The 23928-nt window shown below is 42.9% G+C and carries 19 protein-coding genes (1 of these 19 only partly in view); 12 read left to right on the forward strand and 7 right to left on the reverse strand.

Annotation, left to right across the window (positions count from 1 at the left end; all coding sequences use genetic code 11):
* From ICN28_RS00980 to ICN28_RS01015, 8 genes are all read left to right on the forward strand, one after another.
* Window positions 1–11397 carry the end of an autotransporter-associated beta strand repeat-containing protein gene (locus ICN28_RS00980; RefSeq protein ID WP_216285539.1) on the forward strand. The gene continues 24804 nt to the left of window position 1, outside the view, so only the last 11397 of its 36201 coding nucleotides appear in the window; the start codon falls outside the window, past its left edge; its stop codon occupies window positions 11395–11397.
* A gap of 11 nt (window positions 11398–11408) precedes the next feature.
* Window positions 11409–12029, forward strand: coding sequence for an energy transducer TonB (locus tag ICN28_RS00985; RefSeq protein WP_216285540.1), 621 nt, complete (start codon window positions 11409–11411; stop codon window positions 12027–12029).
* 1 nt (window position 12030) lies between these two features.
* The gene (locus ICN28_RS00990) at window positions 12031–12669 is read left to right on the forward strand and encodes a MotA/TolQ/ExbB proton channel family protein (RefSeq protein WP_216285541.1); all 639 of its coding nucleotides are present in this window, start codon (window positions 12031–12033) and stop codon (window positions 12667–12669) included.
* A 10-nt stretch (window positions 12670–12679) separates the two neighbouring features.
* Window positions 12680–13096, forward strand: a complete 417-nt coding sequence (locus ICN28_RS00995) for a biopolymer transporter ExbD (protein ID WP_216285543.1) — start codon at window positions 12680–12682, stop codon at window positions 13094–13096.
* A gap of 122 nt (window positions 13097–13218) precedes the next feature.
* Window positions 13219–13629: a polymer-forming cytoskeletal protein gene (locus ICN28_RS01000; RefSeq protein WP_216285545.1), complete on the forward strand. Its 411-nt coding sequence runs from the start codon at window positions 13219–13221 to the stop codon at window positions 13627–13629.
* A gap of 183 nt (window positions 13630–13812) precedes the next feature.
* Window positions 13813–14175 carry a polymer-forming cytoskeletal protein gene (locus ICN28_RS01005; RefSeq protein WP_216285546.1) on the forward strand — a complete coding sequence of 121 codons (363 nt, stop codon included), beginning with the start codon at window positions 13813–13815 and terminating at the stop codon, window positions 14173–14175.
* Between the two features lie 30 nt (window positions 14176–14205).
* Complete coding sequence (locus ICN28_RS01010) at window positions 14206–14556, forward strand: polymer-forming cytoskeletal protein (RefSeq protein ID WP_216285547.1); 351 nt, start codon at window positions 14206–14208, stop codon at window positions 14554–14556.
* A gap of 13 nt (window positions 14557–14569) precedes the next feature.
* Window positions 14570–14995, forward strand: coding sequence for a polymer-forming cytoskeletal protein (locus ICN28_RS01015; RefSeq protein ID WP_216285548.1), 426 nt, complete (start codon window positions 14570–14572; stop codon window positions 14993–14995).
* Between the two features lie 104 nt (window positions 14996–15099).
* Here the strand turns inward: ICN28_RS01015 and ICN28_RS01020 are convergent, their stop codons facing one another.
* Genes ICN28_RS01020 through ICN28_RS01040 form a run of 5 tightly spaced genes read right to left on the reverse strand, consistent with a single transcriptional unit; the run spans window position 15100 to window position 18613 of the window.
* Complete coding sequence (locus tag ICN28_RS01020; RefSeq protein ID WP_216285549.1) at window positions 15100–15888, reverse strand: peptidylprolyl isomerase; 789 nt, start codon at window positions 15886–15888, stop codon at window positions 15100–15102.
* A gap of 9 nt (window positions 15889–15897) precedes the next feature.
* On the reverse strand, window positions 15898–16164 hold the full coding sequence (locus tag ICN28_RS01025) for a BolA family transcriptional regulator (protein WP_216285550.1): 267 nt from the start codon (window positions 16162–16164) through the stop codon (window positions 15898–15900).
* Window positions 16164–16712, reverse strand: coding sequence for a septation protein A (locus ICN28_RS01030; protein ID WP_216285551.1), 549 nt, complete (start codon window positions 16710–16712; stop codon window positions 16164–16166). The genes ICN28_RS01025 and ICN28_RS01030 overlap by 1 nt, the downstream gene beginning before the upstream one ends.
* A 45-nt stretch (window positions 16713–16757) precedes the next feature.
* Window positions 16758–17147: a peptide-methionine (R)-S-oxide reductase MsrB gene (gene msrB, locus ICN28_RS01035; RefSeq protein ID WP_216286811.1), complete on the reverse strand. Its 390-nt coding sequence runs from the start codon at window positions 17145–17147 to the stop codon at window positions 16758–16760.
* Between the two features lie 20 nt (window positions 17148–17167).
* Window positions 17168–18613 (reverse strand): YdiU family protein, encoded by a 1446-nt coding sequence (locus ICN28_RS01040; RefSeq protein ID WP_255536071.1) that lies wholly within the window; start codon window positions 18611–18613, stop codon window positions 17168–17170.
* Window positions 18614–18702: 89 nt separating this feature from the next.
* On the opposite strand from ICN28_RS01040, the gene ICN28_RS01045 reads away from it, so the two are divergent.
* Window positions 18703–19131, forward strand: coding sequence for a PaaI family thioesterase (locus tag ICN28_RS01045; RefSeq protein ID WP_216285552.1), 429 nt, complete (start codon window positions 18703–18705; stop codon window positions 19129–19131).
* Here the strand turns inward: ICN28_RS01045 and ICN28_RS01050 are convergent.
* Together ICN28_RS01050 and ICN28_RS01055 are read right to left on the reverse strand one after the other, a co-directional pair.
* Window positions 19128–19976 carry an NRDE family protein gene (locus ICN28_RS01050; RefSeq protein ID WP_216285554.1) on the reverse strand — a complete coding sequence of 283 codons (849 nt, stop codon included), beginning with the start codon at window positions 19974–19976 and terminating at the stop codon, window positions 19128–19130. The genes ICN28_RS01045 and ICN28_RS01050 overlap by 4 nt on opposite strands.
* 17 nt (window positions 19977–19993) lie before the next feature.
* The gene (locus tag ICN28_RS01055) at window positions 19994–21001 is read right to left on the reverse strand and encodes a folate-binding protein YgfZ (RefSeq protein ID WP_216285556.1); all 1008 of its coding nucleotides are present in this window, start codon (window positions 20999–21001) and stop codon (window positions 19994–19996) included.
* A gap of 50 nt (window positions 21002–21051) precedes the next feature.
* Between ICN28_RS01055 and mltG the strand changes: the two genes are divergently transcribed.
* From mltG to holB, 3 genes are read left to right on the forward strand one after another with little or no spacing between them, the layout of a single operon-like run.
* A complete protein-coding gene (gene mltG / locus ICN28_RS01060; protein WP_255536073.1) occupies window positions 21052–22074 on the forward strand; it encodes an endolytic transglycosylase MltG in 1023 nt (340 codons plus the stop codon).
* 11 nt (window positions 22075–22085) lie between these two features.
* Window positions 22086–22757, forward strand: coding sequence for a dTMP kinase (gene tmk / locus ICN28_RS01065; RefSeq protein ID WP_216285558.1), 672 nt, complete (start codon window positions 22086–22088; stop codon window positions 22755–22757).
* A 52-nt stretch (window positions 22758–22809) separates the two neighbouring features.
* The gene (gene holB / locus ICN28_RS01070) at window positions 22810–23928 is read left to right on the forward strand and encodes a DNA polymerase III subunit delta' (RefSeq protein WP_216285560.1); all 1119 of its coding nucleotides are present in this window, start codon (window positions 22810–22812) and stop codon (window positions 23926–23928) included.

Genomic DNA, 23928 nt, shown 5'->3' on the forward strand with positions numbered 1-23928 from the left:
TTAGAGTCTAATGTCCTGTCTTTCGCTTATGTCGATGGTTCTTATGTCTATCGCGATATCACTCTAAATAGTTTAGGCTCTCTAACTTTATCTGTAGATTACAAGTCAGCCTTCGGCAGACCTTCTGGTATAGATACGGGTAGAGTTATTTTGGAGTTCTATAACGCTCAGAACACTTTAATTGCTGGATCTACTGTTACATCAACTGATTTGAATGGTTCTATTGGTGGATGGACAAGCACCTCGTTGGCTGCTAATGCTATTCCTGCAACAGCCACCAAGGTTAGAGTGAAGCTCTATCAGGTGAATGAATTTGAAAATTGGGGTGGTCATTATGGTATTCAATTCACATCACCATCACTCATTTCTGCTAATGGTAGTGGTTCTTCTACAACCTTTGCTGGCGTAATTAGTGGCTCTGGGAATTTGGTTCATAACAGCGCTGGAACTTTAACTCTTTCTGGCGCCAACACTTATAGCGGTACTACGACTGTTTCAGCAGGAACATTAAGCGTCACAGGTTCTCTTAATGACAGTACGGCAGTGACTGTTGCAAGTGGGGCCACCTATAACTTAGGTGCTAGCTCTACCATTGCATCCTTATCCGGTGCGGGTAATGTCACATTAAATGCCAATACTTTGACAGTGGCTGGTAGTGCAAATACGACATTTAGTGGTGAGATGAGCGGAACTGGATCATTAGTCAAAGAGGGTGCCGCTAATTTCACAATGTCTGGTGCTAATACCTACACAGGTGATACCACTATCAATGATGGAACATTGACCTTAACTGGTAGCTTAGCTATTGCTACTGATTTTGTGATGACGAATGCAGCGGTTTGGGATCTACAAGCTTCTCAAACCATCGCTAGCTTGACCATGGCGGGCGATAACAGCATTACCAAGTCAACTGGTACATCAAGTTTGACTGTGACTGGCGCATCAACTTTAGCCAATAGTATTACAACCAGCGGCACTCAGACCTACACGGGAGCTGTGACTTTGGCTGCTGATACTGCATTAGCTGGTTCAACAATTAACAATGTTTCTACATTGAACGGTGGCGGCTTTAACTTGACCCTCACGGGTAATGCCGGCGTGGATGGTGCGATCAGTAATGTGGCTAACTTAAGCGTATCAGGTACATCGAACCTAGGTGCTGATGTCACCACATCAGGTTCTCAGACTTATACCGGCGCAGTGGTTTTAAGCTCCGACGTGGTGTTAACTTCAAGCAATAGCGGCATCACATTGGTGGGCGCTATTACTGGCTCAGCTCAAGATCTAACAGTATCGACAGGTAGTGGGGCGATTACCCTAGCTAATGTGGGTACTAATGTGGCTTACCTAGGAGATGTTGTTCTCAATAGCTCTGGAACAACGACTTTAGGTGGTCCTGTTTACGCAGCCAGCATTCAGACGGATTCAAGCGGCACTGGTGCGGGTACGATTGTGATCAACGGTGGCTTAGTTAAAACAACAGGTACTCAGACTTACCGTGAAGCAGTGACCTTAGGTGCTACAACGGAGTTAGCTGGTTCAACAGTGAATAACGTATCAACTATTAACGGTGGCGGCTTTAACTTGACGATCACCGGTAATGCCGATGTAGATGGCGCGATCACCGATGTGGCGAATTTGTCAGTTTCTGGTATATCCAACTTAGGCGCTGACATTACAAGCTCAGGTACTCAGACCTACACGGGAGCCGTGACTATTGCTGGCGCTGACCTTGTCTTAAATGGTACAACGATTAATATAATTTCAACCGTGGATGGTGAGGGCAACAGCTTAACGATCACAGGTAATGCGGATATTGATGGCGCGATCAGTAATGTGGCTAACTTAAGCGTATCAGGTACATCGAACCTAGGTGCTGATGTCACCACATCAGGTACTCAGACTTATACCGGCGCAGTGGCTTTAAGCTCCGATGTGGTGTTAACTTCAAGCAATAGCGGCATCACATTGGTGGGCGCTATTACTGGCTCAGCTCAAGATCTAACAGTATCGACAGGTAGTGGGGCGATTACCCTAGCTAATGTGGGTACTAATGTGGCTTACCTAGGAGATGTTGTTCTCAATAGCTCTGGAACAACGACTTTAGGTGGTCCTGTTTACGCAGCCAGCATTCAGACGGATTCAAGCGGCACTGGTGCTGGTACGATTCTGATCAACGGCGGCTTAGTTAAAACAACAGGCACTCAGACTTACCGCGAAGCAATGACATTAGGTTCTGCAACGGAGTTAGCTGGTTCAACAGTGAATAACGTATCAACTATTAACGGTGGCGGCTTTAACTTGACGATCACCGGTAATGCTGATGTGGATGGCGCGATCACCGATGTGGCGAATTTGTCAGTTTCCGGTACATCCAACTTAGGCGCTGACATTACAAGCTCAGGTACTCAGACCTACTCGGGAGCCGTGACTATTTCTGGTGGTGATCGCACATTAACAACGACGGACAGTCTAATTACTTTCAGTGACATAGTTAATAGTGAAGCGAATCAAGCACGCAGTCTGACATTAATTGTTGGTACCAGTGGGGTGGAGTTTAACGGTACTGTGGGTGGCGCTACCAATGGCTCTCTAGGTGCAATCGATATCACAGGTAATTTGAATTTGAACAGCGACATCGTTCAAGCGGCTAGCTTAACTGTATCTAGAACATCAAATCTTGGAGGTGATGTCACAACATCAGGTTCACAAATTTACAACGGCGCAGTCACTATCTCAGGCGCTGATCGCATATTAACAACAACGGATAGTCCAATCACCTTTAGCGATGTGATTAATAGCGAAGCGAATGAAGCTCGCGCTCTCACATTGAGCGTTGGCATCAGCGAGGTTGAGTTCAACGGTGATGTAGGCGGAGCCACCAATGGTGCACTGGGCGCTATCGAGATCACAGGTAATTTGGACTTGAACAGTGCGATTGCTCATGCAGCTAGCTTGGCTGTATCAGGTATCTCAAATCTTGGTGCTGATGTAACAACAAGTGGGGCACAGACTTTCACTGGAGCGGTGATAGTCTCAGGTGATGATCGCCTATTAACTGGATCATTAATTAATAATGGTTCCACATTGAATGGTGGTGGGTTCAACTTGACGATCACCGGTGATGCTGATGTAAATGGTGCAATCACAAATGTGGCGAATTTGATTATCTCTGGTGCATCAGACTTAGGTTCCGACATCACCACAGCAGGTAATCAATCCTTCAGCGGAACTGTAACGATTTCTGATGATGTGAGCTTGATATCAACCAATGGCAACATTAACTTTGCAAGTACTCTGAATGGTGCCCAAACATTAACATTGGTAACTGGTAATGGTGGTGATATCACTTTCACAGGAGCTGTTGGTGGATCAGCAGGTTTAATGGGGCTTGACATCACAACAGATGTACTAACTGCCAATACCATGAACTTTGCTAATAACGGCATACTGAGTATCACGAATAACGGTGATAGCTTGATTCAGGGCCTTATCTCAGGCACAGGTATTGCATTTGATAAGTCTGGCAATGGCACATTGATCCTCAATGGCAATAATACTTACGGTGGCGTTACTACAGTTAGTGCAGGTATGCTCAAACTAGGCCATTTGAATGCCCTTGGTTCTGACGCCTCGATTTCTGGCACGATTGTTAAAACAAATGCTACCTTAGATTTAAATAGTTTTGATATGACTGAACCTGTTGCATTAAATGGTGGCAGAGTCATTAATGGTACGTTGAATGGCGCGATGGTACTAACGGCCGATAGTATTTTGGAAGCTGCGCCTAATCAGTTTGTGCGAATCAATGGAGTTATTTCAGGTAACTTTGGTTTAACCCTCATTGGTGGAGGTACATTTACATTCAGCGGTAATAATACGTATTCAGGTTTAACGAATATTTCAGCTGGCATTTTAATAATTACTCATGACCATGGTCTTGGTTCAACGTTAACTGGTACGACTATCGCTAGCGGTGCCACACTGGATCTTTACAATGTGGCGGTTGGTGCAGAAGCGATTACTTTAGCGGGCGGCACCATTAAAGATGTGACTAGCAGTTTGGCTGGCGACATCACCTTAACGGCTCACAGTACCGTATCTGCCACCAACATGGATGACACTTTAACTCTGTCAGGTGTGATCTCCGGTGCTTATAACTTAACGAAGACCGGCTTAGGTACGGTTGCTCTTTCAGGTGTTAATACCTACACTGGTGTGACAACTGTAAGTAGCGGTATATTAGCTTTAATAGGCGATGGCGCCATTGCTGATTCTGCCAAAGTTATTGCTGACGGCCTATTGGATATCAGTGGTGCGACAAGCTCTGCATCAATCAAGAGCTTATCTGGTTCTGGATCAGTTGTTTTAGGTTCTAAAGCATTGAGTTTGACAGCAGCAAACGATACCTTTAGCGGTGTGATTAGCGGGATCGGTTCCTTAGCATTGGTGGATGGTTCTCAGACTCTATCAGGCGCTAATACATATTCCGGTATGACCACCATCACCAATGGCACATTATCTTTAAGTGGCTCTGGCTCAATAGCTGAATCTTCTAAATTGGTTGCCAACGGTACATTGGATATCAGCGCAGCATCATCCGCTATCAATATTAAGAGTTTAAGTGGTGCAAATACTGGTTTAGTGAGCCTTGGCAACCAAGACTTGATCTTAACGGCGGCGAACGATAACTTTGCTGGCGTTATCGATGGCAACGGCGATGTGACATTAAGTTCAGGTCACCAAACTTTCTCAGGTGCTAATACCTATACAGGTATGACGCTAATCAACGGCGGCACTTTAGTTATTACTAATAGCACTGGTTTAGGCTCAACCGCAGCTGGCACATCTATTGCTGATGGCGCAACCCTAAATTTACAAAATGTGACGATTGGTGCTGAATCAATTGATTTAGCTGCTGCTACTTTAGTGACGTCATCAGGGACAAGTTCTTTAGCGGGTCCTATTACCTTAAGCGATGATGCGACGATTGAAGTCACAGGTACACAGTTGACCTTGTCAGGTGGCATTTCAGGGGTTGATTTTGGTATTACTAAGATTGGGGCAGGGGGTTTAGTTCTTTCAGGTACCAATACCTATACTGGTGACACCAACATTAGTGCTGGCATATTGCGTGTGACAGGATCCCTTCATCACAACACTGACCTAACGGTAGCTTCAGGTGCTATTTACGACTTAGGTGCAAGTGACACTATTGCATCCTTGGCTGGGGCAGGCAATGTCATATTGAATAGCAACACGCTCACTCTTGACGGGACCTCATCCACAAACTACAGCGGTGAGATGAGTGGATCTGGTTCCTTGGTGAAAGAGGGTTCAGCCACATTGACACTATCTGGCACAAATGTCTATACAGGTGGAACCAGCATTAATGCGGGCACGATTAAGATTGGTAGTGCTGCAGCTCTTGGCGATGCATCAAGCACTGTGACAGTGGCTAGTGGTGCGGTACTCGATCTCAATAATATCGTGATGACCCAAGCCAATCCATTGACACTCCATGGTTCTGGAATCAGTCAATCTGGTTCTTTGATTAACAGTGCTGCTAATACAGTTGTTAATGGTGTGATAAGTTCTGCCAAATACATTGGCTCCATTACTTTAGCTAGTGATGTTGTCTTGGGCGGTTCTGGTGATTACATCTTAAGTGGCTCATTGACAGGCGCCTATTCAATAACCAAGGTGGGGGTGCATAAAGTGACTCTCATAGGTAGCTCAAATGGCTCGACAGTCACCACGATTTCAGCAGGCACATTGCAAATAGGTGATGGCAATATGCTTGGGTACTTGGGTTCAGGTGTGGTTACTAATAACGCCACACTTATCTTTAACTTACCAAGTAACTTAACGATTGCTAATAGTGTAGGTGGTTCTGGCGATCTAATTAAATTAGGAGCAGGAACACTCATTCTTTCAGGCGATAGTACTTTCAGTGGTGACACAGCAATTGGTGCCGGAACCTTAAGTATCACTGGCACTCTAGCTGGTGGGAACTATCAAGGCGATATAGCTAATGACGGTATCTTGAGCGTTAACACCTCGGCCATTCAAGAGTTCAGCGGAATTATTTCTGGAAGCGGAAGCTTCATTAAAACAGGGCCTAAGACTATCATCCTATCGGGCAATAACACCTACACAGGTAAAACAAGCATTTCTGATGGTTATCTCTACATCGGATCAGATGGCAATCTGGGTGCTGCACCAGGGTCTTTTGTGGCGGATCAACTGACATTCAATAACGGTTCACTGTTTAACTATAACGGAGCCAATATCACCTTTGACGCTAATCGAGGTATCACAATCTTGGGCAATAACGTTATCCAGGTTAATAATGGTGGAACGATTGCCGTGCTTGGTAGTGTCACCGGTGCAGGCTCATTAAGCTTGCTAGCTAATGGTGGTGATCTGAATGGAACTTTACGATTAGCTGGTTCTAACACCTACTCAGGTGCAACAACGATTCAAGGCGGCACACTTTTATTAACCGGCACATTGGGTAATGGCAACTATGCCAACAGTATTGCCAATGAAGGTGTTTTCTTGGTTGATACGAATGCCGATCAAGAGTTCAGTGGGGTCTTGTCAGGCAATGGTATCTTGATAAAAACCGGCAGCAATGATTTGGTGTTATCAGGCATTAATACGTATAGTGGCTCAACAACGGTTAATGCGGGAAAATTAACCGTGACTGGTAGTTTGTCAGATCTGACAGACATGATAGTAGCCGGAGGAGCTATTTACACCTTGGGCGCAAGCGACACGATTGCTTCAATATCTGGTACTGGCTGGATAGATCTTAACAGTTACACATTAACGTCGAATACAGCTTCAGATACCAATTTCAGTGGTGTGATTTCAGGAACGGGTGATTTTGAAAAATCAGGCACTGGCGTATTAACACTTTCTGGTGACAATACCTATTCCGGTTTAACAACCATTACCGATGGCACGCTTTTTGTTAGCGGAAGCTTGTCAGATAGTACAGCGGTAATAGTTGCTGCCGATGCTATTTACAGCTTGGGGGCAGGCGATAGAGTTGCCTCAATTGAAGGATCTGGTGCAATTAATCTTAATAGTTACACATTGACCTCTGGTTCAACATCCGACACAACATTCAGTGGCGTGATTTCTGGCGCAGGTAGCTTGATCAAAGTGGGCAGTGCTCGTTTGTCTCTGACAGGTCAAAACACCTATAGCGGTGGCACGGTCATTCATGAGGGGGTTTTATTTGGTGGTGAAGGCAGTGAGCTAACTACGACATTCGGTACTGGTTTGATTACGGCTAACAGTGGCACAACGTTATGGTTGGATCATGCCACCCTAGCAAATGACATTGTTCTGAATAACGCAACATTACAGGGTACCAATGGTTATGGTGAGATCTTTAATGGTCATATCACCTTAACAGGCAGTAACATTTTAGTGAACCACTACTATATGACATTGAATGGTTCAATTGGTGGCTCAGGTTCATTGATTAAAAATGAACCTGGTTATTTAATTTTGGCTGGTAATAACACCTACACTGGAGCCACAACCATTAACACTGGTACAGCCATAGTGACTCATGACCATGGTCTTGGTTCAACATTAACTGGTACGACTATCGCTAGCGGTGCCACACTGGATCTTTACAATGTGGCGGTTGGTGCAGAAGCGATTACTTTAGCGGGCGGCACCATTAAAGATGTGACTAGCAGTTTGGCTGGCGACATCACCTTAACGGCTCACAGTACCGTATCTGCCACCAACATGGATGACACTTTAACTCTGTCAGGTGTGATCTCCGGTGCTTATAACTTAACGAAGACCGGCTTAGGTACGGTTGCTCTTTCAGGTGTTAATACCTACACTGGTGTGACAACTGTAAGTAGCGGTATATTAGCTTTAATAGGCGATGGCGCCATTGCTGATTCTGCCAAAGTTATTGCTGACGGCCTATTGGATATCAGTGGTGCGACAAGCTCTGCATCAATCAAGAGCTTATCTGGTTCTGGATCAGTTGTTTTAGGTTCTAAAGCATTGAGTTTGACAGCAGCAAACGATACCTTTAGCGGTGTGATTAGCGGGATCGGTTCCTTAGCATTGGTGGATGGTTCTCAGACTCTATCAGGCGCTAATACATATTCCGGTATGACCACCATCACCAATGGCACATTATCTTTAAGTGGCTCTGGCTCAATAGCTGAATCTTCTAAATTGGTTGCCAACGGTACATTGGATATCAGCGCAGCATCATCCGCTATCAATATTAAGAGTTTAAGTGGTGCAAATACTGGTTTAGTGAGCCTTGGCAACCAAGACTTGATCTTAACGGCGGCGAACGATAACTTTGCTGGCGTTATCGATGGCAACGGCGATGTGACATTAAGTTCAGGTCACCAAACTTTCTCAGGTGCTAATACATACTCAGGAGATACATATCTCCATGGCGGCACATTGGCTTTAACAGGTAGCTTAGCAACTACAGCGGATGTTCTGATGAGCAATTCAGCGGTATGGGATCTGCAAGTTGCTCAAACAGTAGCTAGTTTGACAATGTCATCTGGCAATAGCATTACCAATTCTGCAGGTGTGTCGAGCTTAACCGTTAGTGGAGACTCGATTCTTGCAAATAACATCACCACAACGGGTGCTCAAACTTATGCTGGTGCGGTGGCTTTAAGCTCCGATGTGGTGTTAACTTCAAGCAATAGCAACATCACATTGGTGGGCGCTATCACTGGCTCAGCTCAAAACCTAACAGTATCGACAGGTGGCGGGGCGATTACCCTAGCTAATGTGGGTACTAATGCAGCTTACTTAGGAGATGTTGTTCTCAATAGCTCTGGAACAACGACTTTAGGTGGTCCTGTTTACGCAGCCAGCATTCAGACGGATTCAAGCGGCACTGGTGCGGGTACGATTGTGATCAACGGCGGCTTAGTTAAAACAACAGGCACTCAGACTTACCGCGAAGCAATGACATTAGGTTCTGCAACGGAGTTAGCTGGTTCAACAGTGAATAACGTATCAACTATTAACGGTGGCGGCTTTAACTTGACGATCACCGGTAATGCCGATGTAGATGGAGCAATCACGAATGTTTCTAACTTCGAGGTTTCTGGTACATCCAACCTAGGCGCTGATATTACAAGCTCAGGTACTCAGACCTACACTGGCGCTGTGACTATTTCTGGTGGTAACCGTACTTTGACTGGAGCGACAATCACTACAAGTTCAACACTAAATGGTAGTGATTATGATCTAGCTATCAATGGCCATAGCATTGCCCTAGGAGCAATCACGAATATTACTAACTGGTCAGTCAGTGGTGATTACAACCAAGTTGGTAACTTGACCGCTCAAACTTTAACTGTTGGTGGCGATATCAATCTTAATGGTGCTATTAGTATTTTGAACACCCAGCCCTGGAGTATTAGCAATCAGATCACCTTGACTGGTAATAGTTCTATCATAACTAATAACGCAGATATTACATTTGCAAATAGAATTGTTGGAACTAACAACGACTTAACTGTGTCTACGGGTAGTGGAGCAATAACCTTAAATGGCGTTGGCAATAGCAATGCATTCTTAGGTAGTGTTGCGCTAAATAGTTCTGGATTAACTCAGCTCAATAGCACTTTCTATGCTGCAAGTATTCAAACGGATACAGCTAATAATGGCGTTGGAACAATAGCTAGTTCAAGCGCCTTAATTCATACAACCGGTATTCAGCTTTACCGAGAAGCCTTCACATTTACAAATGATATTCATTTAATAGGTTCGCTAATTGACTCTAGGGATGTATTAAATGGAGGGGATAAAAATATACGTATTACAGGTAATGCTGCACTTGCGACACTAAATACCCGTGGCTCTTATTTACAACTTGGTAATTTGATAGCAGGCACTATAAGCGTAAGTGCCAATACTAATATTGATGGTGTGGCAACTATTGGAACATTGAATACTGCTGGAAATTATGTTCAAAATGGTCCTGTGACAGCAGAATCAATCACTGTATCCGGCAACGCCAATCTTACAGGTCATGCTATTTTTGGAACATTTAATGTAGGTGGTTCTTACACGCAAGTGGGTGAACTTTCTGGTAATGTGATGACAGTTGCTGGAGATTACACGCAGAGTGATGGCGCATTTAATATTCAGAATGCTACTGTTGTTGGAAATACCAATCTCACTGTGTCTGGTTATATTGGTTTATTAACCAATAATGGAGCACTTAGATTATTCGGAACTTTGGATGCCAATTCAATTAACGTCGGTGGAAACCTGATGTTGCATGGATCCATCAGAACAACTGGCGATCAAATTTGGACGGGTCAGTCTGAAATTGTATTAATAGGCAATAGTTCTTTGCTTGGAAATAATTTAATCCTAGCCAGAAAAACATTTAGTGCGCCTGGATCTGGAAATCATAATTTGTCTATTGAAGCTGTTGTAGATGCAACTATTGCTAATGATATTGGTACTGCGCCTGGCGTTAATAGAACTATCAATGCAACGATTGACAATAATGGCTTAATTAATGAATTACGAGTTATCGCTGGCAATGACATCAATTTATTTGCCGATGTGAGCACTAAAAACCTTCAAGATTACACGGCAAACAGTATTAATATCGGCAGTGTTCAAAATACATTGGTTCATAACCAAGTGAATTGGAATCTCTCTGGCACCGACGGATACAGTGCATTTAATCCTAGCTATGTAAAAGAGAGTAACCCTGATTTGATTAGAACACTCATATCTGTAGACCCTACAATTCGTTTTAATGGTGCTGTGAATGATGTAATTGATGGCACACATTCGTTGGTGACGATAGCTATAGCGAGATCACAAAATCAAGATGCGGAAATCATCTTCGAATCAACAATTGGCGCTGAACGCAAGTTATTTTCAGTTAGTGCTAGAACGATTCAATATCTTGAAGGTGCTTTAGCTCCGACTGATAGGGGTACGATTAAAGTCGGAGGCAGCATTAGAACAGTGGCTGATCAGCGATACCAAACAAATATGTTTGAGGTTACCGGCGATGCGCCTATAACAATGGCTTCGGATGGTGGCGTAATTCGTATTTTGACAACTGCCTATAGCATGCGAGTAGGTATTAGCTTGGATTATGCTTTCTCAAATCCACCAGAGTTAAGCGCTGGCTCAGGATTGATTCGCCTTGCTGATGTGCTTCGCGACGTGCCATCTAATGATATTTCAGCAGGTGTTCTCTCTAATAAATTATTACGTATGGCTGTATTTAAAGATGAAACAAATGACTCTGTTGATGCTGAGGTAAATGTTGGCGATATCGAGCCAAGTAATAATTTAAAGTGTGACACTAACAATGATCTTTCTGACTGTCAATTTGGCTTTTAATTGGCAGGATTATGATTAAATTAATTGCCAATTCAAATTACACCAAAAACTTTATTCAAGTTTTTAAATGGGTTCTAGGTGTTCACATTATTATTGGGTTGATTGCTCTTTTAGGATTGCCAAAATTTAGTTTTAAAAAAACCCCTGATATTACTATTGAACTATCTGTATTGGCACCTTCCTCTGGTGGCGATAAAAATAGCACCTCCCAGCAACAAGCCATTGAGAAGAAAAGAGTAGAAAAAGTTTTGCCTAAAGATGAAGAGGGTACTCAAGTTAAGGATTTAACCCAAGTATCCCAAGCTGGCTCTATTAGTTCCTCATCAGGGCCGGCTGCAGCTCTTACTTCAGATGCTGATTACAAAGCCTCCTATTTGAATAATCCTAAGCCACCTTACCCACCATTAGCTGTCAAAATGCGCATTGAGGGGAAGGTCGGTATCATTGTAGAGGTTCTTCCTAATGGTAAAGCTGGAAGGGTAACTATAGAGTCCTCAAGCGGTCAAGACATGCTTGATCAGTCTGCTTTACAAGCCGTGAAACAGTGGCAATTTATACCAGCTAAAAAAGATGGCGTGGTAGTGCCTCAAGTGGTCCGCATCCCAATTAATTTCAACCTTAAGAATAGATAAGATGAATTCTTTCATTGTTAATGCAGTATTACTGATCCTTATTTTTTTATCCGTCTTCACGTGGACGATAGCGGTAGTGAAAATAAAACAATTCAAAAGATTAACTGAATCTAATCAATTATTTCAAAGTCGGTTTTGGAATGCTGTCGACTGGGATGATGGGCTGCAGATTATTGAAGAAAATAATTGTGAATTTGCTAAATTAGCTAAAGTTGGAATTGCTGAATTAAAAGATTATGAGAAAAACCCAAGTTCTCTTAAATACATGGGAGATGCCCATGATATTCTTGAGCGTCCAATACACCAAGAGATTCAAAAGATTCTTCGCACTCAAGAAAAAGGGATGGCTGAGTTGGCATCCATTGGTTCTACGGCACCTTTTATAGGTCTATTTGGAACTGTATGGGGCATCATGGTGGCCCTGCAAGAGATTAGCGCAAGTGGCCAAGCCAGTATTGATATTGTGGCTGGACCCATTGGTGAGGCACTCATAGCAACAGCCATTGGTATTGCAGCAGCTCTTCCTGCTGTGCTTTTTTATAACTATTTTTTACGTAAGATGAAGATTTGGATTACTGAACTTGATGGGTTTTCAGATTCATTTTTACGCTTGGCATGTAAACAAATTACCTCAAAGTGATCATTAATTCATGTCTTTAAGCTCTCAAAAAAGTGAAGATGGATTAATGGCTGAATTGAACGTCACACCTTTAGTGGATGTGATGTTGGTTCTGTTAGTGATCTTTATTGTTACTGCCCCGTTAATTGTCCCTCAATCAATCAAGGTTAACTTACCGAAAACACAAGCGGTTTCTCAACAAGAGCAAGCCAAGAATATCCAATTATTTATCTCAGCTAATGGGCAGGCAACTTTAGATAACCAGTTAGTTGATGATTTATCACTCGCAAAAGAGTTGAATCTATTATCTAAGGACCCAAAAGTACAGCTGCAGATCAATGCAGATAAAACTGTAACTTATGGCCGAATTGCTGAAATTATGGCTATAGCTCAAGCAAATGGCGTCACTAAACTATCTTTTGTTACTTTATCAACAGCCAAAAAATAATTTATTGGTCATACGTTCCCTGAAGAGCTAATTGTTCAGGTCTATTTAAAGGCATAAATTAGATATCCACTATGTTGACTGCTTAGGAGCTAACTTTGGGCTTGTTAGGAAAAAGTAAAAAAATGATTCAAGATATCCCTGGGGAGTCATTTGAAACACTAATAGGATCAAGTACCCAGATTTACGGCCGTCTCGTCATTAGTGATAGCGTTAGAATTGATGGTGAAATTCAAGGCTCTATTGAAGCTCAACCAAATTCTGAAGTTACTGTCCATATTGCTCATGATGGCACTGTGATTGGTGATCTTCATGCCCACCGTATTTTGGTTAATGGAAAAATAGATGGGAATATTTACGCCAAAGAACGATGTGATTTATTTGAAACTTCACGGGTTAGGGGAGATATTCATTACGGTTTGATTGGCATTGAGCATGGTGCTGAATTCTATGGTGAGATGTTAAAAAAGTCCTTATTACCGTCTCCTGATCCTGACCCCGTCACTGATTTTTCTTTATCCTCAGATGCCCAATAAGTTCTTTTATAAGGCTTTTTTGTAAATTCCTCATAAGAATATGATTTTTATAAGTTAATTTTATTTCGTCAATAGTAAAATGACATTCGTTTCAAGATTAACTTTGCTAATCATTCGCTTATTTTAAAAAACCTTTTGGAAGACATAGTGATTTTTGGTCGAAAGAAAAGAACGCAGTTATTAATGCCAAGTATTGAGACTTTTGACTCAATGATTGGTGCTGGGTCAGAAATACACGGGCGCTTAGTAGCCAATAAAAGTATTCGTATTGATGGCATTGTTTACGGTAATGTTGAGACTCCACCTGGAGTTGTTGATATTACAATTGCGTTAGGTGAATCGGCTAAAATTTACGGCGATATCACAGCCTATAGAATTTTAATTGGCGGTTACGTTGAAGGTAACGTTTATGGAGCTGAACGCGTGGAGCTTCATGAAAAAGCAGTAGTAAATGGTGATGTAAGTTATGCGGAGCTCGGCATTGAACCTGGCGCTGAGATTGTTGGATTAATGGTGAAAAAAGCTACTAAAAAGGTAAATATTTAGTCTTTTATATCTAAATAAAATGGGGGAATTATGTCTGATCAGAATCAAAATGGTTGTTTAACAGTTGGCGAAGGTGTCTCTTTATCTGGTAACTTTTCGGTACCTGACATCGCCTTTATTTCTGGAACTGTTAATGGCGAATTGACCGCTAGAGAAATTTTGATTGGTGCTACAGGTGTGGTTAAAGGTACTGTTTCTGCAGATATCATAGATGTGAGAGGTGAAATTCATCAAGAAATTACGTCTAAGAAATCATTGCTGATTCGCTCAACCGGCAGAGTAAGTGGCAATATCACTTATGTTGAGTTAGAAATTGAAAAAGGTGGTGACATTCAAGGCACCATGGTCAAAACAGATGCGCCATCAGGCAGCAACTACTAATCGAGGTTGAATCATGTTTAGTAGAAAAAATGAAGATGAGTCAAAAATTCAGTCTGATGAGAGTTTTAATCAAGTTTCTGCTGAAACTGAAGCTTCTGAAGTAAGTGATGTCGATTCATCACAAATCCGTAATCTTAAACCGTCGATGATTAGTGAAGGTTTTGATTTCAATGGCGATATTAAATCAAATGGGTCATTAACTGTTGATGGATCGATTGTTGGGCAGGTTTCTGTTGATAGCTTAATCGTTGGTGTTACTGGATCAGTTTCTGGAACGATTACTGCAAAATCTATTAACGTTAAAGGTAAATTGGCGGGTAATGTTAGCTGCTCAGACATCATTGTGGGCGGTAGATCAATTGTGGATGGTAACGTAACTTACTCTTCTATCACCATTCAGCGTGGCGGCATTATTAAAGGCGACCTTAAAAAATCCTAAGTTTTATATGGCTTTTACTTTTCTGTTGTGATTAATATCGGAGAGATATAAAAAAACCCACCAGTTATTTGGTGGGTTTTTTTATATAGAATTAAATTTTTTAATTATTTTACTTTTGCTTTCGCTTTAAGCTTTTCAATCATCTCATTGAACTTAGAGCGTTGCCAGTTCTGATCTTGACTCATCATTTCAATCAACTGTGGCTTTACCTCAGCCATGGTCGGTACCTTGATCTCACGAACATCATCTAATTGAATAATATGAAAACCATACTGAGTTTTTACAGGTTTATCAGTCATTGAACCCTTTGATAGGGCTACCATGGCTTTTGAAAACTCTGGCACTAATGATTGAGGGCTCATCCAATCCAAATCTCCACCTTTAACAGCAGAACCTGGATCCTTAGAGTTGGCTTTCGCTAGTTCATCAAACTTTTCACCCGCTTTGATCTTCGCAATAAGAGCTTTAGCATCGGATTCTTTTTCAACCAAAATATGGCGAGCTCTGTATTCTTTTCCTTCAAATTGCCCCTTAATCTGGTCGTATGCGGCTTTTAATTCTGCATCGCTCACACCATCGCGCTTAATGTAATCCTCAAAAACAGCACCAACCAAAACATTTAAGCGGGCTTCTTCTAATTGTTCTTGCACAACTGGGTTGGCAATAACGCCTGTTTTAATAGCCTCTTGATTGATCAACTCGCGCGTAATCAACATATCGCGAGCACGCTCTCTAAGCTCGGGATTATTAGCTTGGCCGGAGCTTTCAAGCATTTTATCGAGCTTGGCTTTGGGAATTGATTTGCCGTTCACCACTGCAGCATTTTGAGCGAACACTGGACCAGATATGGCCATTGAGAGAGCAATTGAGAGAGCAATTTTGGATAGTTTCATAATAGTAGTTTAGTTAGTAATAATCGCTAAAGCATGGATCTCATATGGTATCCATGCGGATAAAGCATCATACACTAGGCGGTGTTGCTGGACTCTGTTTAATCCTTTAAAAGCAGGGGACTGAATGTGTATTCGAAAATGACCCGCACCACCTTCGGCACCAGCATGGCCTGCATGAAGATGACTTTCATCTTCAATATGAAGAGTATCAATCGGTAAGGCTTGATTCAAGGCTTCTTCAAATTTAGAAATTCGAGTTGAGTTGATCGAATTCATTAGGCTTGCTCTTGTTCCATGTACTGATTCAACCAAAATCCTTGGGCAATGATGAAGGTAAACAAGATACCCATACCACCAAACAATTTGAAATTAACCCATGTGGCCTCATCAAATTTGTAGGCTACATAGAGATTCAGAAAGCCCATACTGATAAAAAATATAACCCAAGCAAAGTTCAATTTAGTCCATAGTTTGTTCCCAATCCCCGGCTTAAGCTTGATTTGCTTGCCCATAGCTGTCTGAATGAGATTCTTTTTCCAGATAAGTGCGCTAGCCAATAAGCCAACTGCAAATAACCAGTAAAGAATAGTGGGCTTCCATTGAATAAAGGTTTTATCTTGTAGACCAATTGTTAGGCCACCAAAAACAACAATTAAACCCAGGCTAGCCCATTGCATGGCTTCAACTTTTTTATATTTAATCGCTACGTAAATAATTTGAGCAATGGTAGAAGCAATTGCCACAGCGGTGGCTACATAGATATCGGCCATCTTGAAAGCGACAAAGAAGAGAATGACAGGAAGTAAATCAAATAGAAATTTCATAAGGGTCTTTTTAAAGAGGCAAATAAGCGGTGCATTAAGTCAATTTTAGTCCGAGTTAAATTTTAAAGAAGCAGAATTGATGCAATACCGTAAACCGGTAGGTGCAGGACCGTCTTCGAAGACATGACCTAAATGAGCATCACATTTAGAGCACCGAACTTCTGTACGGATCATTCCATGGGTTACATCTCGGTGCTCATCAATATTCTTAGAATCTAAGGGTTGGTAGTAGCTTGGCCAACCGCAACCAGCATCAAATTTTGTGTCTGATTGGAATAGGGGGGTGTTGCAGCAAATGCAGTTATATTGACCTACTTGCCAGTAGTCCCAATACTCTCCCGTAAAGGGGCGTTCTGTTGCCGCCTGACGTGTAACGCGGTAGGAGATATCACTCAGTTCTTGTTGGTACTCTTGATCGGTTTTTTTCATGGGAATTTTTTAAAATCTGATTGGTTTTACGAGGAGCAGCTAATAGCGATGTGGTCCATTTCTGGAGGTGGTGGACTGGCATAGTCTTCAGAGACAGTTTGTGACTCGTAAGGTCTTTCTAATACCTTTAGCAATGTTGCAACCTCAGAAAAGTCTTTTTTCTGAGCTTTCTCAATGGCCCTTTGAGCTAGGTGATTACGCAAAATATATTTGGGATTGATGTTTTGCATGGCTGCAAGCCTCTGATCATTTGATGTTACCTCCAGCGCCAAGCGACTTTGATATTGTTTATCCCAATCACTCATTGCTGCTGGACAGACATGCCCCTCAGAAAGACCTCTAAAAAATAGAGTGAAGTCTATTTTTTGCTGATGCAGGGATTGCAACAGGTTCTCAAGTAATTGAATGTCTTCTGGCATTTGTTTATTTAAGCCAATTTTTTGGCGGAAAATACTTTGCCACTTTTTCGCATACTCTTGAGTGTAGATATTCAATATTTCTTTAATTTTGTGAATGGCATCCTCTTCACTTAAGTTAAGCTCTCGAGCCAACTCTTTTTGCAAAGGTCGGAGCATCGCACTCGCCATGCAGTAAAGATTCCAATGCATGATCTCACTTTGACGATGGTAAGCATACCGACCGGAGTGATCCGAGTGATTGCAGATATGGGTGTTATCAAACACGTCTAAAAAACCAAATGGACCATAGTCCAATGTTAATCCTAGCAAACTAATATTGTCGGTATTCAAAACACCATGGCAAAATCCCACAGATTGCCATTGGGCTGTAGTGTGCGCAATTCGAGTGGCAATAGATTTTAGAAGTTCCAAGTAGGGGGTCGGTGAATTTTGGCACTCTTGGTAGTGATGCTCAATGAGGAAATCCAGTGTTTGCTCTAACTCTTGATCCATTTCATTATGACCATAGTGTTCTAAGTGCCCAATCCTTAAAAAGCTAGGTGCTACCCTCGCGCAGATTGCAGCAGTTTCCACACTCTCTCTGATCACTTGTAGATCAGAGCCAACAACAGACAGAGCTCGTGAGCTGGGGATGCCAAGGGCATTCATGGCTTCGCTGGCCAAGAATTCTCTAATGGAAGAGCGCAATACTGCACGTCCATCGCCACGCCTGGAGTATGCGGTAGGACCTGCACCTTTAAGTTGAATTTCGTAACCGTTTATATCACCCAAGTAAATAGCTCTGCCATCACCTAATTGACCCGCCCATTGACCAAATTGATGGCCGCTATAGGCTGTTGCAAAGGGGGCAAAAGATTTATCAGCAATTTGCACTTTGTTGCCAGCTAATAATTGAAGATGGTCTGAATGAATGGGGCGATTCATATCTTGCTCAATACCTAAAAGATCACCCACCTTTGTTGAGTAACCCACCCAATAAGGATTGGGCACAGGGTGCGGAAGCACACATTGCGCATGTGACTGATTGGAGATTTTAGGTAAGTGAAATGGCATATTTTTTAGTAATGTTCAATTCTAGGGGCGTTCATCAATGTTTGCAGAAAAGTCTTAATATTCCCAATAACTGCGATTAAGATAGGGTTATGGATAAAAAACAATTAAAAGAGTTAGGCGTTGAGCTAGATGTACCATTCCTCAAGTTATTGGGCGTGCGTTGTTTACGTGCAGATCTAGGCGAGGGGGAGGTGGTACTTTCACTCAAGCCCGAGCACAATAATAGTTGGGAAGTTGCTCACGGCGGCGTTCTTTTAACTCTGATGGATGTCGGCATGGCTATTGCTGCCCGAGCAGCTGATACTGGCGGGCGTGGAGTTGTGACGATTGAACTCAAAACCAACTTTATGCAGGCTGCTAAGGGCATTATTCGGGTTGCGGCAAAGACTGTTCATGTGACCGCTACCTTGGCTTTTGTTGAGGCCAAATTGTATGACGAGCGAGATGCGGTTTGCTGTATGGGTAGCGCTACATTTAAGTACTTTAAAGAGTTACCGGCTAAAAAAGGAACAACTTAACGTTGAGTTGATTGGAAATTTTCTAGTTGCCCATCAAAGGTTTGGGTATCCAACTCTTTTTCAGCATCGAAGCGCTTTTCAATGACTTCAAATTGACCATCGTGCCTGACTCGGATTAATGCGATTGAGCGGGTGCCATAGTGCTCTGTTTTAATGAATGCCGAAGATAGCGCTTTCTCCCATTCGTATGACAGCCCTGTTTGAGGCAAATACTCATCCGGCGCCGGAGTTTGATCCTGCATGATTCGCATGTACTGCTCTGACTTTTTAAAGTCCCCAGTATCCATCGCTAGCATCTGAGCAAAAGCTCCTACGCGATGTTGAACTTTAGGCCATGGAGTATCCAACATCGCATTCGATAAGCCGTAAACACCGGGAGTTAGGCATTGTGGATTCATGACCTTTCGGGGACGGAGCTTATCGCCCATCAGTACACGATTAGATAACCAATGCAGGCCAGGATTTTCTAAAGACAGATCAACGCTCAGAAAGTTAAACCCGTTGTAGCGCTGAAATTTTCTTTCAGAGTCATTAATAAAGTCTTCTGGAGATTGGCGCCCTTTAAGAAAATCGGCAGCAATTTCACCCCGAGTTCTTGAGTCTGAATTCTTCTCAGTGGGTGCACGAACATTCGTCAGAGCAGCAAATCTGCCACTCTTGGTGATGCCCATCCAGGTTCCTGAGCTTCCATTCACATCGGCACGATCTCTACCTGCCAATATATGAGGGTGCTCTTCCCACCAATGCATAGGGTCTGTCGGTCTTTCATAAAACTCATCTCTATTCGCCAAAACCACCAAAGGATAGTGAGGGTGAGATTGCCAAGAGGTTAGTATCAAACACATGGATCGAAGAAAGCGATTTAAATCTCAATTAAAGGGTAGGGAAGCGGCATGAAACTTAATTTAGATCCACTGGTTGATCCTAAATTAATTGTGCCATTTAATAAGGCTTCTAATTTGCACTCCACCTGTAAATCGTACTGACCTGAAACGAAGGGGTTTAGCGCAGCAAGAACCACCATCCCACAGGGTTGCTCTGGGTCAGCATCATGGAATATCTCAGTTCCAGGCTCTGGCAATTCTAGAGCTTGAACAGCGGCTAGCTGAAGGCGACGTTTGATTGTCCCACGGTACTGACTTCGAGCCACCACTTCTTGACCAGGGTAACAACCTTTTTGGAAGTCGATTCCCCTAAGAGACTCCATATTGATCATTTGCGGTACGAACTGCTCACTGGTATTTAGTGTCACTCGTGGGATAGCGCTTATCACCTCAAGCCAGCTCCAAATTGGGATAGAACCCAGTAACTCATGTTCTTTTGCCAAGGCTTGTAGGTGAGTTTCTTGATCTAACGGTATCGCCACTATAAAGCGCTGAACAGATCTTGACTCAATCAGAACCGGAGGAATCTCAATAACTCTAGAGCCAGCAATTTGCGAAATGTCATTGGGCAAGCTGGTTTTTGCTGGTGAACCTAGATCCTGAGTTAAACCATAGATCAGAACCTGATCAGATTGATCAACAACTTTGACCTTGGACCTCAGAACAAACATGCTGAGTCGCTTAGCGATCAGTCCGGCAATATCTTTGGAAATGAATAATTGGTACTGGGGTGTCAACTCACCTGTCTCAGCCAAGACTTCTGTGCGGTGAATCCAGAAAGACCCCATCAAACGACCTTTGGCAGAGCAATAACCTGCAAAACGATGACTTTCCTCTAAAACAACCGAACCTGAGGGGTGCACCTTTAAAGATTTCACACTATTTGTCAGCTGGTTTTGAAGAAACTCAGTCGCATCAATACCTGTCACAGTAATCATAGACCACTGTGGTAATTGCTCTAATTGCTTAATCGTTGTTGGAAGCATGGGGTATCAGTTTTTCAGTCAATTCTCTAATAAGCTTTTATCATAGTGCTATGAAGCGTATTTTGCCCCGACATTTTTTTAAGGTCTTTACCTTACTGGTTTTTCTAACCGCTCTGACTCTTGCTTATTGGTCTTTTGGTGTCAGCGCCATTCCTTCTGGAGCAACCCCTGTCACCTCTGAAGGTCAATACCGTATCAAAATAAAACCCGGTTCAAACGTCAATAGCGTTGCTAGGCAGCTAATGGCCCAAGGCGTGGACACCAACACACTTAAAGTTCAGTTGGTTGCTCGAGCTTTATTACAGGGCAGCAAGCTAAAGGCAGGGGTCTATGACCTTGCTCCTGGTGCTAGCCTAGGCTCCATTCTTTTAAAAATGGGGCGAGGTGAGAGTGTTCGCTTAAGTATTACCCTAGTTGAAGGCGCCACTTTCAAACAATTCAAGTCCGCGATAGACGCTCAGCCCGAGCTTAAAAAAGAAGCTCAAAAATGGTCGGATAAACAAATATTGGTAGCCATTCAGGCTAAAGAAAGTCATCCAGAAGGATTATTTTTCCCAGACACCTACTTATATGAGCCTGGCGACACAGATCTGGTTATTTATCAAAGAGCCTATCAAGCCATGAACAAAAAGCTAGTGGAGCACTGGGCTAAGCGTTCATCTGATTCCCCTGTTAAATCACCTTACGATCTTTTAAAGCTAGCTTCCATTATCGAAAAAGAAACAGGGCACCACGAAGACCGGGCCTTGGTTTCAGCCGTATTCAACAACCGCCTTAAAATAGGTATGAAGCTCCAGACCGATCCAACAGTAATTTATGGCTTAGGCGATCGTTTTGATGGAGATCTTCGCAAGAGAGACCTTCTAAAAGACGGTCCTTACAACACCTATACCCGCTACGGTTTGCCTCCAACACCCATTGCTATGCCAGGTAAAGAGTCATTGGCAGCGGCGATACAACCAGCACAGTCTAGCGCTGTTTACTTTGTTGCCAAAGGAGATGGACGAAGTATCTTTTCAGAGACCTTGGTAGAGCATAATCGTGCTGTTCGCCAGTACCAATTAAGAAAGTAACTACGACTCCTATGTCTTTATCAACTCAATCTGCTAATCAACCTGGCTATTTCATCACCTTCGAGGGGATTGATGGAGCCGGTAAAAGTACCCACATTCAGGCATTTGCTGATGCCTTAGCTCAACGCTTTCCTAATAAATCAGTTGTATTGACAAGAGAGCCAGGTGGTACTGCATTGGGTGAAAAGCTCCGGGAGATTCTTCTGCATCAACCCATGCATTTAGAGACAGAAGCTTTACTCATGTTTGCAGCGCGTCGAGAGCATTTAGCTACAGTCATTGAGCCCGCTCTTCAAGCTGGGAAGATTGTTATATCGGATCGATTTACCGATGCCAGCTTTGCTTACCAAGGTGGTGGGCGTGGATTGGACCTGGCCAAGCTCTACGAACTTGAGGTTTGGGTTCAAATGCGTTTTAAATCAAATGGGGTAGAGCAGCGCTACCTACTTCAACCCGATCTAACTTTCCTATTTGATTTGCCTAGTGCTACTGCTGAGGCGAGACGAAGTGCTGCGAGAGATCCTGATAAGTTTGAAGTCTTAACTACTGATTTTTTTGAGAACGTTCGCAAAGAGTACTTGCGCCGCGCTACCGATGATCCAGCTCGATTTAAAGTCATTGATGCCAATGAAAGCAAAGAGTCTATCTGGAAAAGACTTGAAGAAACTATCATATCCATATGATTCAAATTGATATTTTTGTCATTAATTTTAACTATAACGACCAAGATAACTAATGACTATCGATCAAAGAGTGTACCCCTGGTTCCAGCAAGCTTGGTCTGAGATTCAGCTGAATAATATGCCGCATGCCACCATCATCCATGGTCAAACCGGCATCGGTAAGTTCGACTTTGCTCTCCAATTAGCCAAAGCGCTCTTATGTGAAAGTCCAGAAAAAAATCACGAGACCCCAAAACCATGCTGCCAATGTGAAGCTTGCCATTGGTTTGATACGGGTAATCATCCAGACTTTCTGGGTATTGTTCCGGAGGACCAAGTTGCTTTGTTACCCCATTTAGCAATGGAGGGCACCGATGGCTCCGATGAAAAACCAAGGAAAAGTAAGAAAAAGGTCGATGATGACACTGAAAAAGCCGATAAAAAGCTCAGCTCTTTCATCAAAGTAGACCAAGTTAGGGATGCGCTGGAGGGTATCAATACCGCACCTCATCGTGGTCGGCAAAGGGTTGTTCTACTGAGCCCGATCGAAACGCTTCAGGCAGTTTCAGCTAACACCTTACTGAAAACACTTGAAGAACCCCCAGAAAGCACCTTATTTATCTTGGTGACTGATCGATTGGATCGTGTTTTACCAACCATTCGTTCGCGCTGTCGCTTATTAGCCTTACCAAGACCCCCAACAAATGAGGCTTTGAGTTGGTTAAAGCAAGAGCTCGTAATAGCTAGCGTCAAACTGGACTCACAGACCATAGAGCAAAAGCTCAGTCAATCGGGAGGTGCGGTTCTTGATGCAAGAGATGAGTTATTAAGTGGCAGCGAAGAGGGCACTGGCCCAGCCTTGGATTTACTTCTCCAATCATTAGCGGATGGTCAGAAAATTAACTGGCTAGGCGCAGCAGAATCGACCTTTAAGATCCCCATGCCCGATCTATTGGTGACTTTTGAGCGCTGGATAGCTGATTTATTGAGCATCCAACAAACAGGGCAAATACGCTTCTATCCTGCCAGAAAGAATGAACTGGAACGTTGCGCCAAATCTGCGCGACCCAATAAATTGGCGGACTTCTGGAGGGTTCTTCTGGACGCGCGCCGTGTTGAACTGCATGCTTTAGCTCAACGCGTTCAAATTGAATCTTTACTCATTCGTTACCAAGACATCTACAAAGATTAA

Origin of the sequence: Polynucleobacter sp. 30F-ANTBAC, from assembly GCF_018882385.1 — a bacterium.
GTDB lineage: Bacteria > Pseudomonadota > Gammaproteobacteria > Burkholderiales > Burkholderiaceae > Polynucleobacter.

Bases quoted from the DNA above. Each gene is read 5' to 3' on its own strand.
- ICN28_RS00985 (WP_216285540.1), top strand. From the start codon at position 11,409: ATGATTAAATTAATTGCCAATTCAAATTACACCAAAAACTTTATTCAA.
- ICN28_RS00990 (WP_216285541.1), top strand. From the start codon at position 12,031: ATGAATTCTTTCATTGTTAATGCAGTATTACTGATCCTTATTTTTTTA.
- ICN28_RS00995 (WP_216285543.1), top strand. From the start codon at position 12,680: ATGTCTTTAAGCTCTCAAAAAAGTGAAGATGGATTAATGGCTGAATTG.
- ICN28_RS01000 (WP_216285545.1), top strand. From the start codon at position 13,219: ATGATTCAAGATATCCCTGGGGAGTCATTTGAAACACTAATAGGATCA.
- ICN28_RS01005 (WP_216285546.1), top strand. From the start codon at position 13,813: ATGCCAAGTATTGAGACTTTTGACTCAATGATTGGTGCTGGGTCAGAA.
- ICN28_RS01010 (WP_216285547.1), top strand. From the start codon at position 14,206: ATGTCTGATCAGAATCAAAATGGTTGTTTAACAGTTGGCGAAGGTGTC.
- ICN28_RS01015 (WP_216285548.1), top strand. From the start codon at position 14,570: ATGTTTAGTAGAAAAAATGAAGATGAGTCAAAAATTCAGTCTGATGAG.
- ICN28_RS01020 (WP_216285549.1), bottom strand. From the start codon at position 15,888: ATGAAACTATCCAAAATTGCTCTCTCAATTGCTCTCTCAATGGCCATA.
- ICN28_RS01025 (WP_216285550.1), bottom strand. From the start codon at position 16,164: ATGAATTCGATCAACTCAACTCGAATTTCTAAATTTGAAGAAGCCTTG.
- ICN28_RS01030 (WP_216285551.1), bottom strand. From the start codon at position 16,712: ATGAAATTTCTATTTGATTTACTTCCTGTCATTCTCTTCTTTGTCGCT.
- ICN28_RS01040 (WP_255536071.1), bottom strand. From the start codon at position 18,613: ATGCCATTTCACTTACCTAAAATCTCCAATCAGTCACATGCGCAATGT.
- ICN28_RS01045 (WP_216285552.1), top strand. From the start codon at position 18,703: ATGGATAAAAAACAATTAAAAGAGTTAGGCGTTGAGCTAGATGTACCA.
- ICN28_RS01050 (WP_216285554.1), bottom strand. From the start codon at position 19,976: ATGTGTTTGATACTAACCTCTTGGCAATCTCACCCTCACTATCCTTTG.
- ICN28_RS01055 (WP_216285556.1), bottom strand. From the start codon at position 21,001: ATGCTTCCAACAACGATTAAGCAATTAGAGCAATTACCACAGTGGTCT.
- mltG (WP_255536073.1), top strand. From the start codon at position 21,052: ATGAAGCGTATTTTGCCCCGACATTTTTTTAAGGTCTTTACCTTACTG.
- tmk (WP_216285558.1), top strand. From the start codon at position 22,086: ATGTCTTTATCAACTCAATCTGCTAATCAACCTGGCTATTTCATCACC.
- holB (WP_216285560.1), top strand. From the start codon at position 22,810: ATGACTATCGATCAAAGAGTGTACCCCTGGTTCCAGCAAGCTTGGTCT.